General features: G+C 38.6%; 17 protein-coding genes. 8 read left to right on the top strand and 9 right to left on the bottom strand.

From position 1 onward, the window contains the following. Positions 1-187: 187 nt before the first annotated feature. From M1R56_RS00755 to glmU, 4 genes are read right to left on the bottom strand one after another with little or no spacing between them, the layout of a single operon-like run. Positions 188-883: a 5'-methylthioadenosine/adenosylhomocysteine nucleosidase gene (locus M1R56_RS00755; protein WP_248034224.1), complete on the bottom strand. Its 696-nt coding sequence runs from the start codon at positions 881-883 to the stop codon at positions 188-190. A gap of 10 nt (positions 884-893) precedes the next feature. Beyond that, positions 894-1,205, bottom strand: coding sequence for a cell wall synthase accessory phosphoprotein MacP (gene macP / locus M1R56_RS00750; RefSeq protein WP_248034223.1), 312 nt, complete (start codon positions 1,203-1,205; stop codon positions 894-896). Beyond that, positions 1,198-1,761, bottom strand: coding sequence for an NUDIX hydrolase (locus tag M1R56_RS00745; protein WP_248034222.1), 564 nt, complete (start codon positions 1,759-1,761; stop codon positions 1,198-1,200). The genes macP and M1R56_RS00745 overlap by 8 nt, the downstream gene beginning before the upstream one ends. 9 nt (positions 1,762-1,770) lie before the next feature. After that, entirely contained in the window at positions 1,771-3,150 is a 1,380-nt protein-coding gene (gene glmU, locus M1R56_RS00740) for a bifunctional UDP-N-acetylglucosamine diphosphorylase/glucosamine-1-phosphate N-acetyltransferase GlmU (RefSeq protein WP_248034221.1), read from the bottom strand. 156 nt (positions 3,151-3,306) lie between these two features. On the opposite strand from glmU, the gene M1R56_RS00735 reads away from it, so the two are divergent. The 5 genes from M1R56_RS00735 (at position 3,307) to lysS (ending at position 7,792) form a co-directional block, all read left to right on the top strand. After that, on the top strand, positions 3,307-4,107 hold the full coding sequence (locus M1R56_RS00735; protein ID WP_248034220.1) for a glycoside hydrolase family 25 protein: 801 nt from the start codon (positions 3,307-3,309) through the stop codon (positions 4,105-4,107). Positions 4,108-4,216: 109 nt separating this feature from the next. After that, positions 4,217-5,059 carry a DUF368 domain-containing protein gene (locus M1R56_RS00730; RefSeq protein WP_248034219.1) on the top strand — a complete coding sequence of 281 codons (843 nt, stop codon included), beginning with the start codon at positions 4,217-4,219 and terminating at the stop codon, positions 5,057-5,059. Further along, the gene (locus tag M1R56_RS00725) at positions 5,059-5,544 is read left to right on the top strand and encodes an aminoacyl-tRNA deacylase (protein ID WP_248034218.1); all 486 of its coding nucleotides are present in this window, start codon (positions 5,059-5,061) and stop codon (positions 5,542-5,544) included. Before M1R56_RS00730 ends, M1R56_RS00725 begins: the two co-directional genes overlap by 1 nt. Then, positions 5,541-6,161, top strand: coding sequence for a histidine phosphatase family protein (locus M1R56_RS00720; protein WP_248034217.1), 621 nt, complete (start codon positions 5,541-5,543; stop codon positions 6,159-6,161). Before M1R56_RS00725 ends, M1R56_RS00720 begins: the two co-directional genes overlap by 4 nt. Positions 6,162-6,301: 140 nt before the next feature. After that, a complete protein-coding gene (lysS, locus tag M1R56_RS00715; RefSeq protein ID WP_248034216.1) occupies positions 6,302-7,792 on the top strand; it encodes a lysine--tRNA ligase in 1,491 nt (496 codons plus the stop codon). 90 nt (positions 7,793-7,882) lie between these two features. Here the strand turns inward: lysS and M1R56_RS00710 are convergent, their stop codons facing one another. From M1R56_RS00710 to M1R56_RS00700, 3 genes are all read right to left on the bottom strand, one after another. Next, on the bottom strand, positions 7,883-9,553 hold the full coding sequence (locus tag M1R56_RS00710) for a formate--tetrahydrofolate ligase (RefSeq protein ID WP_248034215.1): 1,671 nt from the start codon (positions 9,551-9,553) through the stop codon (positions 7,883-7,885). A gap of 171 nt (positions 9,554-9,724) precedes the next feature. Next, positions 9,725-11,200, bottom strand: a complete 1,476-nt coding sequence (locus M1R56_RS00705; protein WP_248034214.1) for a hypothetical protein — start codon at positions 11,198-11,200, stop codon at positions 9,725-9,727. After that, a complete protein-coding gene (locus M1R56_RS00700; protein WP_248034213.1) occupies positions 11,181-12,380 on the bottom strand; it encodes a hypothetical protein in 1,200 nt (399 codons plus the stop codon). Before M1R56_RS00700 ends, M1R56_RS00705 begins: the two co-directional genes overlap by 20 nt. A 141-nt stretch (positions 12,381-12,521) precedes the next feature. On the opposite strand from M1R56_RS00700, the gene coaB reads away from it, so the two are divergent. Genes coaB through M1R56_RS00685 form a run of 3 tightly spaced genes read left to right on the top strand, consistent with a single transcriptional unit; the run spans position 12,522 to position 14,321 of the window. After that, positions 12,522-13,211 carry a phosphopantothenate--cysteine ligase gene (gene coaB, locus M1R56_RS00695; RefSeq protein WP_248034212.1) on the top strand — a complete coding sequence of 230 codons (690 nt, stop codon included), beginning with the start codon at positions 12,522-12,524 and terminating at the stop codon, positions 13,209-13,211. An 11-nt stretch (positions 13,212-13,222) separates the two neighbouring features. Continuing rightward, complete coding sequence (coaC, locus tag M1R56_RS00690) at positions 13,223-13,774, top strand: phosphopantothenoylcysteine decarboxylase (protein WP_248034211.1); 552 nt, start codon at positions 13,223-13,225, stop codon at positions 13,772-13,774. Next, entirely contained in the window at positions 13,758-14,321 is a 564-nt protein-coding gene (locus M1R56_RS00685) for an ECF transporter S component (RefSeq protein WP_075231311.1), read from the top strand. The genes coaC and M1R56_RS00685 overlap by 17 nt, the downstream gene beginning before the upstream one ends. Positions 14,322-14,521: 200 nt before the next feature. Here the strand turns inward: M1R56_RS00685 and udk are convergent, their stop codons facing one another. After that, entirely contained in the window at positions 14,522-15,160 is a 639-nt protein-coding gene (udk, locus tag M1R56_RS00680) for a uridine kinase (RefSeq protein ID WP_007555045.1), read from the bottom strand. Positions 15,161-15,284: 124 nt separating this feature from the next. Continuing rightward, on the bottom strand, positions 15,285-17,018 hold the full coding sequence (gene ptsP, locus M1R56_RS00675; protein WP_153225717.1) for a phosphoenolpyruvate--protein phosphotransferase: 1,734 nt from the start codon (positions 17,016-17,018) through the stop codon (positions 15,285-15,287). Positions 17,019-17,021 lie beyond the last annotated feature (3 nt).

The following is a 17,021-nucleotide window of genomic DNA, read 5'->3' as shown; positions in this document are numbered from 1 at the left end:
AGGCTGGGACAAAAGTCCTAGCCTCTCAATTCTCTTTTGATTGTCGAGCAAGACGCAGTGGTTGAGTGGGCTCTACTACGCTGATTTCATCAGCTTTTACAGCCCTACTCAACTGTGCGGAGGTGGGACGACGAAATCGAATTCTAACGAATTACCGATTTCTGTCCCACTCTCAGTAATTCTTCTATTAGTCCTTTATAGACTGCAAAAGCGTCATTAGGGCTTGGGCAGAACGACGTCCTGCTTCTACGATAAATTCATCAAAGGAAACGGATGCTTCATGATTGGCATTGTCACTCATGGCACGAACGACTAAGAAAGGAAGGTTCAAAGCCTGAGCTGCTTGAGCAATAGCTGCCCCTTCCATCTCTACAGCAAGAACTTGAGAGAAATGCTCTTTTATCGCTTTGATTTTATCTTCTCCAGCAACAAAACTGTCTCCTGTCGCAATCAAACCTAAATGCCAAGTTTGGTCCAGTTTAGACAAACTCTCTTGAATCAAACTGATAAACTTTTTGTCTGATTCAAAATAGAGAGGCTGTTGAGCCATTTGACCGTAATCATAGCCAAAGGCAGTCACATCAACATCGTGGTAGGCAAGCTTGTCTGCAATCACTACATCCCCTACTGCGATTCCACTTGCCACTGCACCAGCAGATCCAGTATTAATCACTGCATCAACCTGAAAGTGATCTGCTAAGATAGCGACACTCATTGCAGACATGACTTTTCCGATACCACTCTCTACGAGTACAAGTTCAACAGAACCAACTTTACCGGTATGATAGCTATTTCCCAGAACCTTTTCTTCGCTGGCATCGTCCAAGTGTTGAATCAAGTAAACCAGCTCTTCTGGCATAGCTGCAATAATTCCAATTTTCATGATAGACCCCTTAAATAAATCTCATTGCTAGAATCAACAAAATCAAGAGAAAAATAACTGCAAATAGAATTTTATTCAATTTAGAATTAAAGACATTTCTCTTAGTATTTTCAATCCGACGACTTTTGTGAATAGAAGGTTCAACTTCGATAGTCAGTGTATCTTGGCTAAATCCATGATCTCTGGTTCGTGAATAGCCAAAATTTTGAGAAGCAGTCGGTAAAATCTTAGTTTCCTCATCATCTAGCAAGGGAGGACCTGAGATGTCCTCTCCTCGATTGGCACGTTCAATCATTTCATCTGTTAATAAAGGTTTACCCATGGGCTCCTCCACTATTTATTTGTAATTCCCAGTACTGGATAGCCATAATGGTCTTAGCATCACAAATATGACCAGACTGGATCAGTTCTTTAGCTTGGTCAAGACTGACCTCGAGTAGCTCTAAAGTCTCATCTTCATCCTGAGGACGAGGATTTTCAACTTTTGTCAAATCGCTTGCCAAGTAAAGTTTTAAGCGCTCGTTACAAAATCCAATCGCAGAATAAAAATCATAGAGAAGATTTAATTTGCCCGTATAGGCTGCCTCTTCCTCTAATTCACGAAGGGCTGCTGCTTCTGGATCTGCATTTTCACCCACTTCAAGCTTACCTGCAGGAATTTCATAAGAAACTTTCTCAATTGCCTTACGATATTGTTTAACTAAGACAATCTTATTTTCTGGAGTAACTGCAAGGACACAAACTGCTCCATTGTGGAAAATCAAATCACGTTGTGCTCTACCTTTGCCAGAAGGTAGTTCAACCTGGTCTTGAACCAATTGGAAGATTGGTCCTTTATAAATTTCTTTACGACTAAGCGTCTTTTCTTCAAATTCCATCGTTAGCTCCTATTTATTGTTAGGATGATGAGGGAGGCGAGTTGCATATTCGTCCTTATTGACTTGGCGACCTCGTCCAATAGCGATGGCATTAGCTGGAACATCCTTAGTAATGGTTGAACCTGCCCCAACAAGAGAGTTATCTCCAAGCTCTACTGGAGCAATAATGGTTGAATTTGAACCAACGAAAACATTATTACCAATAGTTGTTTTAAACTTGTGTTGACCATCGTAATTTACAGTGATGGTTCCTGCACCGAAGTTGACATCACTACCAACTTCACAGTTACCAATATAAGTCAAATGACCAGCTTTTGTATTTTCACCGATGCTTGAACCTTTGACTTCAACAAAGTTCCCGATATGCACATCTTTTGCAAGGCTTGATCCTGGACGGATATGAGCATATGGTCCAACTGTAACACCATCAGCAACTGAGCTTTCCTCAATCATTGAATTGGTGATTACTGCTCCTGCTCCGATGCTACTATCAACGATATAAGTTCCGTTTGTCAGGATAGTTTCAGCACCAATCTTACTAGAACCTTTGAGGGTTACATTTGCTTCTATTTGAACTTCTGGAGCAATTTCAACATCGATGTCAATGTAAGTAGCTTCAGGATTCACAAAGCTAACTCCATTGACCATATGCGCTTGGTTAATACGGCGACGCATGATGCCTTCAGCTGTCGCAAGGGCAACACGGTCATTAACTCCGAGACTTTCATCAAAGTCTTTCAGAGTATAGGCTCCGACTTTTTCTCCAGCTTCACGGAAAATGCCGATGACATCAGTAATGTAGTATTCGCCTTGGGCATTGTTAGTGTTGATATTCTTCAAAGCTTCAAAAAGACGAGCATTATCAAAGACATAGGTTCCTGTATTGATTTCCTTGATTTGTTTTTCAAAATCAGTCGCATCCTTCTGCTCCACGATACGAAGCACTTCAGCATTCTCGTTACGAACAATACGCCCATAACCAAACGGATCATCAGCTTCTGCAGTTAGGATTGTCGCTACATTTTTGTGATTTACGTGGAAATCAATCAAGTTCTTTAGACTTTCACCAGTAATGAGTGGTGTATCACCAGCAATAACCAATGTTTGTCCAGAAAGTCCTTCAAGAATTGGCTCAGCCATCATAACCGCATGACCAGTTCCTAATTGCTCAGACTGTCTTACAAAATCAGTTTGACCAGCTAAAACTTGCTCCACAAGTTCTGCCTTATGACCCACAACCGTTACTGTTTTTTCAGGATTGATGGCCCCTACACTACGAAAAACATGCTCAAGCATTGAAATTCCTGCAACCTTGTGCATGACTTTTGGTAGATCTGATTTCATACGAGTACCTTTACCCGCTGCTAAAATAACTGCATAATTTGCCATATTTTTCTCTTTTCTATAAAAATTCCCTTATATTATATCATAAATTTGCTTTTTCAAACACAAAAGAGGGCAAATGCTTTAAAACATCGCATTCTCTAGATGATTTCGAGTATTTTTTTTTGATTTTTTTCACCATTTACGATACACTATAAAAGTATGAGAAAGAAAATAAATCCTGTTTTTATTTTTACTGTATTAGCTACTCTCGTGGGTATTTTAATCATTAATAGACCCAAATTCGAAGACCATCCAGTCAAAACAAAGCAAAATCCAGTTCAAGTAGAAACTCAAGCTTTACATAATATCAACAAGCCGATTATTGATGTTTCTGGCTGGCAAAGACCATCAGAGATCAATTATGACACCTTAACTCAAAATATTTCAGGTGCAATCGTTCGGGTTCATAGTGGAGCTCAAGCTTCTGTTGAAAACGATGCTTCATTTAAAAATGGGGTTGATAAGGCTTATAAAGAACATATCACAGAATTTCAAAAACGGAATATTCCAGTCGCTGTTTATGCCTTTGTAGCTGGTAAAAATGTCGAAGAAATGGAAAAAGCTGCCGAAGTTTTCTATAATGCTGCTTCTCCCTATAATCCTAGCTACTATTGGTTGGATGTTGAAGACAAGACTATGTCTGACATGAACAAGGGTGTTGAGGCCTTTCGTGCTAAATTAGCTTCATTGGGAGCTAAAAATATTGGCATCTATGTTGGTGTCTACTTTATGGAGGAGCATAGTATCAGTACGGAAAATTTCTCAGCAATCTGGATACCGTCCTATGGAACCAACTCGGGTTACTACGAGAGTGCTCCAAAAACAGATCTTAACTATGAACTTCACCAATACACCTCTCATGGAAGCCTTGGAGGCTTTGAAAATCATCTGGATTTGAACCTTATTTCTTCATCAAAGAACAAGGAAGAAACCTTTAGAAAATTATTTTTAAATCCTTAATCACTATCACCATAAGCAAGTCAGACATTGCTTTCTGCTTGCTTTTCTTTATTTTTCAGTATTAAATCACTGTTTTATCTTTATAGAATATGAATCTCGGAGGAACTCTATGTTATCATGGCTATCAAAAATTATTAAGGGAATTGTTATTGCTCTCGGTTTCATTCTACCAGGGATTTCTGGTGGCGTCCTTGCTGCTATCTTGGGAATTTACGAAAGAATGATTCGTTTTCTTGCCCATCCTTTTAAGAATTTAAAAGAAGATGTGCTCTTTTTCCTTCCTGTCGGTATTGGGATGCTTCTAGGTATCGGACTTTTCTCCTATCCAATCGAGTATCTTTTAGAGAATTATCAAGTGTACGTATTGTGGAGTTTTGCTGGAGCTATCATTGGTACCATCCCAAGTCTTGTCAAAGAATCAACTCGTGACTCTGATAGAGACAAGGTTGACCACATATGGTTTTGGGCAACCTTCATCATCTCAGGTATCGCCCTCTACGCCTTAAACTTTGTCGTCGGATCGTTGTCAGCTAGTTTTCTTAACTTTACTCTTGCTGGATGCTTATTAGCACTTGGAATTTTAGTGCCAGGACTCAGCCCTTCCAATCTTCTCTTGATTCTTGGCCTTTATGGGCCTATGTTAACAGGGTTCAAGACTTTTGATTTATTTGGTACCTTCCTTCCAATAGGAATTGGAGCTGCTGCTACTCTTATAATTTTTTCAAAATTTATGGACTACGCTCTCCGAGTCTATCAATCTCGTGTCTACCACTTTATCATAGGGATTGTTCTTTCAAGCACAATCTTAATCCTCATTCCAAATGCTGGTAATGCTGAAAGCATCAGCTACAGTGGATTATCTCTTGTGTCTTATGTCATCATTGCCTTTTTCTTCGCTCTAGGTATTTGGTTAGGTATTTGGATGAGTCAATTGGAGGATAAATACAAATAATGGCAAAAAAAGTAAAAGTCAAGAAAACCTTGGTTCAACAAATTTTAACCAAGGCAGGAATAAACCATACAGGTATTCAAATTAATGCCCTGGAAGGTGAGATGCCTCAAGGTTATGAAAAGAGTCAGATTTTCAAGACTCTAGCACTTCTGGGAGATAAAACTGGACCAATTATTGGAATCGTGCCTATCACTGAACATCTTTCTGAAAAGAAACTGGCTAAGATTTCTGGTAATAAGAAAGTCAGCATGATTCCACAAAAAGACCTAGAAAAAACAACAGGTTATATCCATGGTGCCAATAATCCAGTTGGAATCCGTCAAAAACATCACTATCCTATCTTTATCGACCAAACTGCTCTTCAACTGAATGAAATGATTGTTTCCGCAGGGGAGGTTGGTCATAGTATCATTATCAATCCTCAAGATCTAGCATCCTTTGTTAAAGCTGAATTTGCAGATATCTTGGAGGCAAGTAACACATGAAATTCTATTTTATTCGTCACGGTAAAACACTTTGGAATCTTGAAGGCCGTTTTCAAGGAGCAAGCGGGGACTCTCCACTCCTTGAGAAATCCATTGAGACCTTAAAACAATTGGGCCAGTATCTCCAGGAAATTCCATTTGATGTGATTTATTCTAGTGATCTTCCTCGTGCCGTAACTTCTGCTCAGATTATCCAAAGTCAACTGAAAAACAGCTGTCCATTAGAAGAGATACCCTCACTAAGAGAATGGCAACTTGGAAAACTTGAAGGTGCAAAATTTGCAACCTTGGAAGCCATCTATCCCGAGCAATTAAAAGCTTTTCGTACCAATCTAGCGAAGTTTGATTCGACTATGTTTGGTGCAGAGTCTGTCTATCAAACAACTAAACGAACCATTCAATTTATCAAATCATTAGAGTCTAAACCTTTTGAACATGTCATGATTGTCGGTCACGGAGCCAATCTCACAGCCAGTATTCGAACTCTTCTAGGCTATGATACTTCACTACTTAGAAAAGATGGCGGTTTAGCAAATGCTAGTGTGACTATTGTCGAAACAGAAGACTTTAAAAACTTCAACCTCTTAGTCTGGAACGACACTTCTTATCAAAATTAGAACTGAACTTAACAATCACTGTTAAGTTCTTTTTAGATTTTGTAGAATATCCGTGAATTTATTTGACTTTTATGATAAAATGGGAGTATCGCAAAAAAGACTCATCGTATCAAGAATTGAGTAAAAACTAGGAGGAAACCATGTCAACAGAACATATGGAAGAACTAAATGACCAGCAGATCGTTCGCCGTGAAAAAATGGCTGCGCTCCGCGAACAAGGAATCGATCCATTCGGTAAACGCTTTGAACGCACTGCTAACTCACAAGAATTAAAAGATAAATATGCTGACCTTGACAAAGAACAACTACATGAATTGAACGAAACTGCTACTATCGCTGGACGTTTGGTAACAAAGCGTGGTAAAGGTAAAGTTGGATTTGCCCACCTTCAAGACCGCGAAGGTCAAATTCAAATCTACGTTCGTAAAGACGCTGTTGGTGAAGAAAACTACGAAATCTTTAAAAAGGCTGACTTGGGAGATTTCCTTGGTGTCGAAGGGGAAGTGATGCGTACTGATATGGGGGAACTCTCTATCAAGGCTACACATATCACTCACTTGTCCAAAGCCCTTCGTCCGCTTCCAGAGAAATTCCACGGTTTAACAGACGTTGAAACTATTTACCGTAAACGTTACCTTGATTTGATTTCAAACCGCGAAAGCTTCGAACGTTTTGTTACTCGTTCAAAAATCATCTCTGAAATCCGTCGTTACCTTGATCAAAAAGGTTTCCTAGAAGTTGAAACACCTGTTCTTCACAACGAAGCTGGGGGTGCTGCTGCCCGTCCATTTATCACTCACCACAATGCCCAAAACATTGACATGGTGCTTCGTATCGCGACTGAGCTTCACTTGAAACGACTTATCGTTGGTGGTATGGAGCGTGTTTATGAGATTGGCCGTATCTTCCGTAACGAGGGAATGGATGCTACACACAACCCTGAGTTTACTTCTATCGAAGTTTACCAAGCTTATGCTGACTTCCAAGACATCATGGACTTGACCGAAGGTATAATTCAACACGCTTCTAAAGCTGTTAAAGGAGACGGTCCAGTCATCTATCAAGAAACTGAAATCAAGATCAATGAACCATTTAAACGTGTACACATGGTTGATGCAATCAAGGAAATTACAGGTGTTGATTTCTGGAAAGATATGACTTTCGAAGAAGCTAAAGCTATCGCAGCTGAAAAGAATGTTCCTGTTGAAAAACACTATACTGAAGTTGGACACATTATCAATGCCTTCTTTGAAGAGTACGTTGAAGAAACATTGATTCAACCAACATTTGTCTATGGACACCCAGTAGCTGTATCACCACTTGCTAAGAAAAATCCAGAAGATGAGCGTTTTACAGACCGTTTCGAGCTCTTCATTATGACTAAAGAATACGGAAATGCCTTTACTGAGCTCAACGATCCAATCGATCAGCTTAGCCGATTTGAAGCCCAAGCAAAAGCTAAAGAACTTGGTGACGACGAAGCGACTGGCATTGACTACGACTACATCGAAGCCCTTGAATACGGTATGCCGCCAACAGGTGGTTTGGGAATCGGTATTGACCGTCTCTGCATGCTCCTCACAGATACTACAACTATCCGTGATGTCTTGCTCTTCCCAACTATGAAATAAAATACAAATCTCCTAATTACTTTCTAGGAGATTTTTTAGTAATCTCAAAAAAGACAAACTCAATTTTGAGCTTGTCTTTAAATTTTCTTATTAGAATAATCCAAGAACTGTACCATCACTTTCAACATCCATGTTGAGGGCTGCTGGACGTTTTGGAAGACCCGGCATGGTCATAACATCACCAGTTAAGGCAACGATGAAGCCTGCACCTAATTTTGGGACCAATTCACGAATGGTAATTTCAAAGTTTTCAGGTGCTCCAAGTGCATTTGGATTATCTGAAAAACTGTATTGAGTTTTAGCCATACAGATTGGCAATTTGTCCCAACCATTTTGTACGATTTGTGCGATTTGAGTTTGAGCTTTCTTCTCGAAGTTTACTTTGCTTCCACGATAGATTTCAGTGACAATTTTTTCAATCTTTTCTTGAACAGAAAGGTCATTATCATACAAACGTATATAGTTAGCTGGATTTTCGTCAATTGTTTTGACGAGAGTTTCAGCCAAAGCCACTCCTCCTTCAGCTCCATCAGCCCATACGCTAGCTAATTCAACTGGAACATCGATTGAAGCACAAAGTTCTTTCAAGGCTGCGATTTCTGCTTCTGTATCAGATACAAATTCGTTAATTGCAACAACTGCTGGAATACCAAACTTACGGATATTCTCAACGTGACGCTTCAAGTTAGCAAATCCTGTACGAACTGCTTCTACATTCTCTTCTGTCAATGCATCCTTAGCAACCCCACCATTCATCTTAAGCGCACGAAGAGTTGCAACAATGACTACTGCATCAGGAGAAGTTGGCAAGTTTGGAGTTTTGATATCCAGGAACTTCTCAGCACCAAGGTCTGCACCAAAGCCAGCTTCTGTCACTGTGTAATCTGCTAAACGTAGAGCCGTTTTCGTTGCCAAAACTGAGTTACATCCATGAGCAATATTGGCGAATGGGCCACCATGTACAAAGGCAGGTGTTCCATAGATGGTTTGAACCAAGTTCGGTTTGATAGCATCTTTCAAAATCAATGCCAAGGCACCTTCAACCTGTAAATCACCAACTGAAACAGGTGTACGATCATAACGGTAACCGATGACGATATTTGCCAAACGACGTTTCAAATCTTCAATGTCAGTTGCCAAGCAAAGGATAGCCATGATCTCAGAAGCAACTGTAATATCAAATCCATCTTCACGTGGAATACCATTAAGAGGACCACCGAGTCCAACAGTTACATGACGAAGAGCACGGTCGTTTAAGTCAACAACACGTTTCCAAAGAATACGACGTTGGTCAATTCCTAGCTCATTTCCTTGGTGCAAGTGATTGTCAATCAAGGCAGAAAGAGCATTGTTGGCAGTTGTGATAGCATGCATATCACCAGTAAAGTGAAGGTTTATATCTTCCATTGGTAGTACTTGAGCATAACCACCACCAGCTGCACCTCCTTTAATCCCCATTACAGGACCAAGAGAAGGTTCGCGAATAGCAATCATGGTTTTCTTACCAATCTTATTTAAAGCATCAGCAAGTCCGATGGTAATGGTTGACTTTCCTTCACCTGCTGGCGTTGGGTTAATAGCTGTCACCAAAATCAACTTACCAACTGGATTTGCCTCAACCTCACGAATTTTATCAAAGCTAAGTTTAGCCTTGTACTTTCCATACAACTCCAAATCATCGTATGAAATACCGAGTTTCTCAACAACATCAACAATCGGTTTTAACTCAATACTCTGTGCAATTTCAATATCTGTTTTCATAACAAACTCCTCTACCTCAAATGTGTTAATTCATTATAACACAAAACAAGATTTTTAACAGACATAAAGCTTGATAACGTTCGTAAATATACCGCTCTTAAAGGATTTATCGGCTACTATTTAAATTTTTATATGCCTTTATAGGTTTTAACTATATTTGAAAGCTTTCTACTAACTCAGAAAGTAACTATCAATTTCGGATAAATCATGTAGAATTTCGTCATCAGAAACTCCTATATACTCAGCTAATTCAATTGAATACTCAAAACGAAGACGTGTATTGATAGATAGATCAAAAGAGTAATCCTGTAATCGTCCTAGTTTATGATATTTATCCATAATATCATTAAAAATAATCTTGTATTTATCATCTAAGTTTTTGATATGGTTATCTAAGTTTTCCCTGTAATTTTGAATTAATTCCTGTTCCCTATCACTTAAAATCCCTTTGCCTATTTCCCAAATTATTGAAGTAGCAATTGAACCTACTACTGCTCCTAAGACAGGGACAGGAATAAGTGTTTGCCCAACACATGAACCAATTGTCGCTAATGTTGTATCCAATGTATTGATAGTTATAAAATTTATAAATTCATCCTCAGTAATCTCATTTGTTCTAAGTTTAGTAATAATATCTACCATACCGTAACTTGCTGTTACAAACGCACTTGCATTAGGAGCACTCATTTTAAAAACATTAGTGAGACCATAAATCACGTAACCTGATATACAACCTTTTACCGCACCTTCCACTGTTTCTAATCCACAGTCTAACCAATCTGATTGTTCAAATTCAAAAATTGTTTTTCCTTCTTTGTATTTCCCATACACAGCTGACATTAATGCTAAACCACCTTGTAAAAGAAAAGTATTTTTTGCAATCTTGTTAGCTTCTCTTAAATTTGGTAAAGAATTTTTTTTGGCAAGAATTTTCTTCTTAGCTAATTCTCTCCGCTTTACTTTGACCTTTTTATCAATTTTTATTTTCTCTAAGTCTAATACTTTATTAATTGAATTTCTTTTAGCATCATCATAATTTAGAACAGATGATTTCATCCAAGATTTATATGAAGTAAGTCCCTTGCTTTTGGTAATATCATTGATCATTTGTCGTATATCAGTAATTTGTTTAATAGACAATTTTTTACCATTAAATTCAACTTCTTTGGCCCCAGCCATTATCTTTTCGTATATTAACACATGATCTTTCGGAAACATCATTTTCATTTTTTTACTGTAATGAAACGATTGAGCTAGTTCATCACGTAAATTATTATAAAACTTCATTTGAATGGTATTTCTACCAATTAATAAATCGGCTGGTCCATTATCATTCAATACTTTTACAATAGGATTTAATCCTTCAAAAGCTCTTCTCGCATTCACAATTCCTGCTTCTGCAAATTCAGCAATAAAACCGTGACCGCCGTATTCACCTCCACGATTCTTTAGAATAACGTCTTCAATGTTATCTCTAGCATAGTTTAAGATTTTAGAAGCATTGTCCTTGTTTAAAATGACATGTTGAGCTTCATCCTCAATCATTTTCATAGTAATTTGTAAGTCTTGAATTCTCAAGTTGTTTAAACAATTGACATATGCACCTATCCCTTGATAAAATGCTCTATTAACAGCCTGATTCATCATTTATTCTAATTTCCTTATTAATCATCGAAGTAAGTGAGAGGGTTGAATTTACTAAACTACCTGCTTGATACTTTTCATCATCTGTAAATAAGTTATAATCTTTTCCAATTAAAGAAAGATTAGCTAAATAAATCCCCTCAGTTTGCTTTTCAATTAAATTAATTAATTCGCTAATTTCTATTATTGATTTTTCAGTTTGTCTAATTAATAACTCAATTTTCTTTTGTTCATCAAGCGCTTCTTTAGCTACTTCTTCATTTTTTTTATTAGCAAAAACACCTGCTCCGACAGATGCTGTTAACATTAAGCCAGCAATCCCCCAACCAACAGGGCCCGCCATGGCTAGAAAGGCATTGCCAGCAGCCATACCTCCTCCGCCTGCTGCTAGGCTTCCTCTACCTAACCAAGCTAATGCCGCACTATTTCTTGCTGCACCTGTCAAACTAGAAATTGCTGTTCCTGTTGATGCAACACCAAAAGTAGTGGCAACCCCCATAGCCGCAGTAGGACCTAAAGTTGCGACTGTCACACCTAAAGCACTTAAAGAAGCTGTAGCTGCCGTACTACCGCTGGCTAATTCTGCTTCTTTGATTGCCTGAGTAATAGCTAACTGCTTATCTTCGAAATTCTGTATTTCAACAATTATTTCGTCTAATTTTGTTTCAAATTCTTTCGGTTTATTTGCTAATTTACTAATTCTTTCTTCAATGATTTTGACAACTTTGATCGCCTTGTCTCTACTTTTATAAAGCTCAGTCGATTTATTCGTTAGATCTGTAGCTTTTTCATTATATGTTTGAATAGATTCATGATAATTCGCAACAGCTTCGGACCTTAGTTTACCATTAAAAATATCTATTGAATCAATTTGTGTTTTTGCTTCCGTTGCAACTTTACCAGCTTGATTAAGCGTGCCAGATGCAACCTCTGTTACTTGTTGAACAGTATCATTCGCTACTGTAGCAGCTTGACCTGAAACGTCTGAAACAACATTTCCTATCTTATTTGATACATCTCCTATTACTTTTACAGAATCTGATAATAAATCTCCTGTAACTTTCCCAGCGCTATCTAAAGCTTTTCCAGCTTCATTAAGTACGCTACTAGTTGTCTTACTAGCATCATCAATTACTTTACTAGCTTCTTTAACCATATTATCTGCAAACTTAAAAAAGTCCATAACGGCTTCCCCTTTTCATATATAACTAAAATAATTATCTTATATCTTAAATTAATTGTCAATAATAATATAGTTATAAAGTTTAGTTATATTTTATCGCTTTCATTTTACTTACTGTTCATTTTTTTGTACAATAGTTCTATGAAAATTTTAGTTACATCTGGTGGTACAAGCGAGGCCATTGATCGAGTTCGCTCCATTACCAACCACTCTACTGGTAGACTTGGTAAAGTTATAACTGAGACTTTACTAAAAGCCGGTCACCAAGTTTGCCTGATTACTACGCAACAAGCTCTAAAACCAGCATCACACTCGAATTTATCCGTTATCGAAATCAAAAACACTTCCGATTTACTCCAAGAGATGAAACGGATTGTCCCTGATTATCAAGTCTTGATCCATTCAATGGCTGTTTCTGACTACAGCCCAGTTTACATGACAGGTCTTGACCAAGTTCAAGCGAGCCAAGATTTAAGTGAGTTTTTGCATAAGAAAAATATGGAATCAAAGATCTCCTCAAAGGATGAGGTGCAAGTCCTATTTCTCAAGAAAAATCCAAAGATCATCTCTCTTGTTAAAGAATGGAATCCAAGTATTCATCTCATTGGCTTTAAACTGCTTGTCGATGTTACTAAGGAACATCTGATTCAAATCGCTAGAGAAAGTCTTGTAAAGAATCAAGCTGACTTGATTGTCGCTAATGACCTCACTCAGATTAATGCTGATCAACACCTGGCTTATCTAGTAGAGGAAAAAGATTATCAGATTGCTGCTAGCAAACAAGAAATTGCTGACTTATTAGTGAAAAAAATTCAGGGATTTGATCGTTAGAAAGGAAAATTATGGCTCGTATTACACTCGCTGTGACAGGCTCTATCGCCTCTTACAAGGCTGCTGATTTGGTAAGTGGCTTGAAGAAACAAGGACATTCTGTTACTGTACTTATGACCCAGGCTGCGACTGCCTTTATCCAACCTTTAACCCTTCAAGTCTTATCTCAAAATACCGTACATCTCGATCTTATGCAGGAACCTTATCCTGACAAAGTCAATCATATCGAGTTAGGCAAAGAAACAGATTTGTTTATCCTTGCCCCTGCAACCGCTAATACGATTGCGAAAGTCGCGTACGGTTTTGCCGACAATATGGTTACTGCTACTGCTCTTGCCCTGCCCAACTACGTACCAAAACTAGTAGCACCTGCCATGAATACCAAAATGTATGACCATCCAGCAACTCAAACAAACCTAAAAACTTTAGAAACTTATGGTTATACAATTATTTCCCCTAAAGAATCCCTACTGGCCTGTGGCGATGTAGGACGGGGTGCTCTTGCTGATCTTGATACTATTTTACAACAGATAAAGGAAAAACTTCATGAACAAACGCTCTAATATTGCTCCAATTGCTATCTTTTTTGCCAGCATGATCGTCATTCATCTGCTGAGCTCTATTGTCTTTAATGTCTTGCCCTTTCCAATTAAACCGACCATAGTCCATATCCCAGTCATCATTGCTAGTATCATCTACGGACCACGGATTGGGGCTATCTTAGGTTTCTTGATGGGAATGATTAGCTTGACAGTCAATACAATCACGATTCTCCCAACTAGCTACCTCTTCTCTCCTTTTGTACCAAATGGGAATCTAGCTTCACTTGCTATTGCTATTATTCCTCGTATCTTAATCGGTTTGACACCATACTTTGTCTATAAACTCCTCAAAAACAAGGTAGGGCTTATCTTTGCGGGAGCTCTCGGTTCACTTACTAATACTGTATTTGTACTAGGCGGTATCTTCTTCCTTTTTGGAAATGTTTTTGATGGAAATATCCAGAAACTATTAGCTACTGTTATCTCAACAAACTCTATCGCAGAACTGATTATCTCAGCAATACTCACCTTAGTTATTGTTCCGAGACTTGAAAAAATCAAAAAATAAGAGGTCGGGAAAATCCCGACCTCGACTTTTATTTGCACCGAAACTATGCTCTAGCATCTAGTTGATCTTAAAGACTCAAAAAATCCTTTGAAACAATATTTTTCTCTATCTAAAAGCATGATTGTAAAGATTCACGGATATAAGAAAAAGGTTCAATCTTGATAAAATCATTACTTTCCCACAGCCTTTTTATCTGCTTATTATTGGGCAAGACGTGCTTCTTCTAAAATCTTTTCAATCTTTGTTGTCAGCAAATCGATAGCTACTGTGTTGGTTACTCCTTCTGGAATAACGATATCTGCATAACGCTTTGTTGGCTCAATAAATTGATGATACATGGGTTTTACCACACCAAGATACTGGTCAATAACGCTATCCAGGCTACGACCACGTTCTTCCATATCACGTTTAATACGGCGAATGATACGAACATCATCATCTGTATCTACGAAAATCTTGATATCCATCAAATCACGAAGTCGTTTGTCCTCCAAAACCAAGATTCCTTCTACGATAAAGACATCCTGAGGTTCTTGACGATAAGTTTTAGAACTTCTGGTATGGGCAGCATAATCATAGGTAGGAATATCAACTGGACGACCTGCCAACAACTCTTTGATTTGCTCAATCATCAAATCAGTATCAAAAGCAAAAGGATGGTCATAGTTGGTCTTAATACGCTCTTCAAAGGTTAGATGAGATTGATCTTTATAGTAGGAATCATGCTCAATCATAGAGATTTTTTCATTTGGAAAATGCGACAAGATTGCTTTAGATACGCTTGTCTTTCCTCCTCCAGATCCACCTGTTACTCCGATAATGATTGGTCTATTTTGCATTGTAGCCTCCTTGTTTTTTCCCTTGTCTATTTTACCATATTTTTGATAAATTTTACAGATGGAGTTTTCTAGAAAATAGAAGAAAAAAACCTCATAGCTAGAAGCTACAAGGATTTGTAATTGATTAATCGAAGTTAACGTATTCTTTAGAAAGTTCAAGAACTTCTTCCATTGTTGAACATTCAGTAAGAGCACGGTTAGCGTATTCTTGCATTTTAGCAGTGTCGAGTTTCTTCATCAAGCTACGTGTACGAAGTACAGATGTTGCTGACATAGAGAACTCATCCAAGCCCATTCCGACAAGAAGTGGAACAGCTGTTTGGTCACCAGCCATTTCACCACACATACCAGCCCATTTACCTTCAGCGTGAGCTGCTTTGATAACGTTATTGATCAAACGAAGGATTGATGGGTTGTATGGTTGGTAAAGGTATGAAACTTGTTCGTTCATACGGTCTGCCGCCATTGTGTATTGGATCAAGTCGTTTGTACCAATTGAGAAGAAATCAACTTCTTTTGCAAATTGGTCTGCAAGCATAGCTGCTGCAGGAATTTCGATCATGATACCAACTTGGATGTCATCCGCAACTGCAACACCTTCAGCAAGAAGGTTAGCTTTTTCTTCATCGAAGACTGCTTTAGCTGCACGGAATTCTTTCAAAAGCGCAACCATCGGGAACATGATACGCAATTGACCGTGTACAGAAGCACGAAGAAGAGCACGGATTTGAGTGCGGAACATTGCATCTCCTGTTTCAGAGATAGAGATACGAAGAGCACGGAATCCAAGGAATGGGTTCATTTCATGTGGCATATCGAAGTAAGGAAGTTCCTTGTCACCACCGATATCCATTGTACGGACAACAACTGGTTTACCGTTCATTCCTTCAAGAACAGCCTTGTACGCTTCGTACTGTTCGTCTTCAGTTGGGAAGTCTTGAGAATCCATGTACAAGAACTCTGTACGGTAAAGACCTACAGCTTCTGCACCGTTTTCGTTAACACCTTCAACGTCTTTTGGAGTACCAATGTTTGCAGCCAATTCGAAGTGTTTACCGTCAGCAGTAACTGTTTGAGCATCCTTCAAGAGTGCCCACTCAGCTTTTTGTTGAGCGTAAGCTTCACCAGCTGCTTTAAATTCAGCTGCTTGTTCTTCAGTAGGGTTGATAATCACTTCACCTGTAATACCATTAACAGCAAGTAGGTCACCATCTTTAACGATTTCAGTGATATTGTTTGTACCCAAAACTGCAGCGATTTCAAGTGTACGAGCCATGATAGCTGAGTGACTTGTACGACCACCAATGTTTGTTACAAAAGCTTTAACAAAGTTTTTGTCCAATTGAGCTGTATCAGATGGAGTCAAGTCGTGAGCAATCACGATTACTTCTTCATTGATAGAAGCTGGGTTTGGCAATTTTTTACCAAGGAGGTTAGCCAATACACGTTTTGTTACGTCGCGGATATCCGCTGCACGTTCTTGCATGTATGGGTTGTCTTCCATGCCTTCAAAGATTGTGATAAACATGTCTGTAACTTCTTTCAGACCTGCTTCTGCATTCACTTTCTTAGCACGGATAGTTTCTTTGATTTGACCGATCAATTCAGGGTCAGCAAGAACCATCAAGTGAGCGTCAAATACTTGTGCCGCTTCTTCACCAAGCGTACCTACAGCCTTCTCGCGGATAAGAGAAAGCTCGTTTTGAGAAGCTTCAAGAGCAACATCCAAACGAGCCTCTTCTGCATTTGTATCTTCGACTGTAACAGTCTCGAATGATAAATCCGGTTGAACGAGTAGATATGCTTTTGCAACTGCAACACCGTCAGATGCTGCGATTCCTTTAAGCATTTCTGTCATTTC

This window comes from Streptococcus sp. oral taxon 431 (assembly GCF_023115445.1).
Taxonomy (GTDB): domain Bacteria; phylum Bacillota; class Bacilli; order Lactobacillales; family Streptococcaceae; genus Streptococcus.
This window is presented reverse-complemented; position numbering and strand designations above follow the sequence as displayed.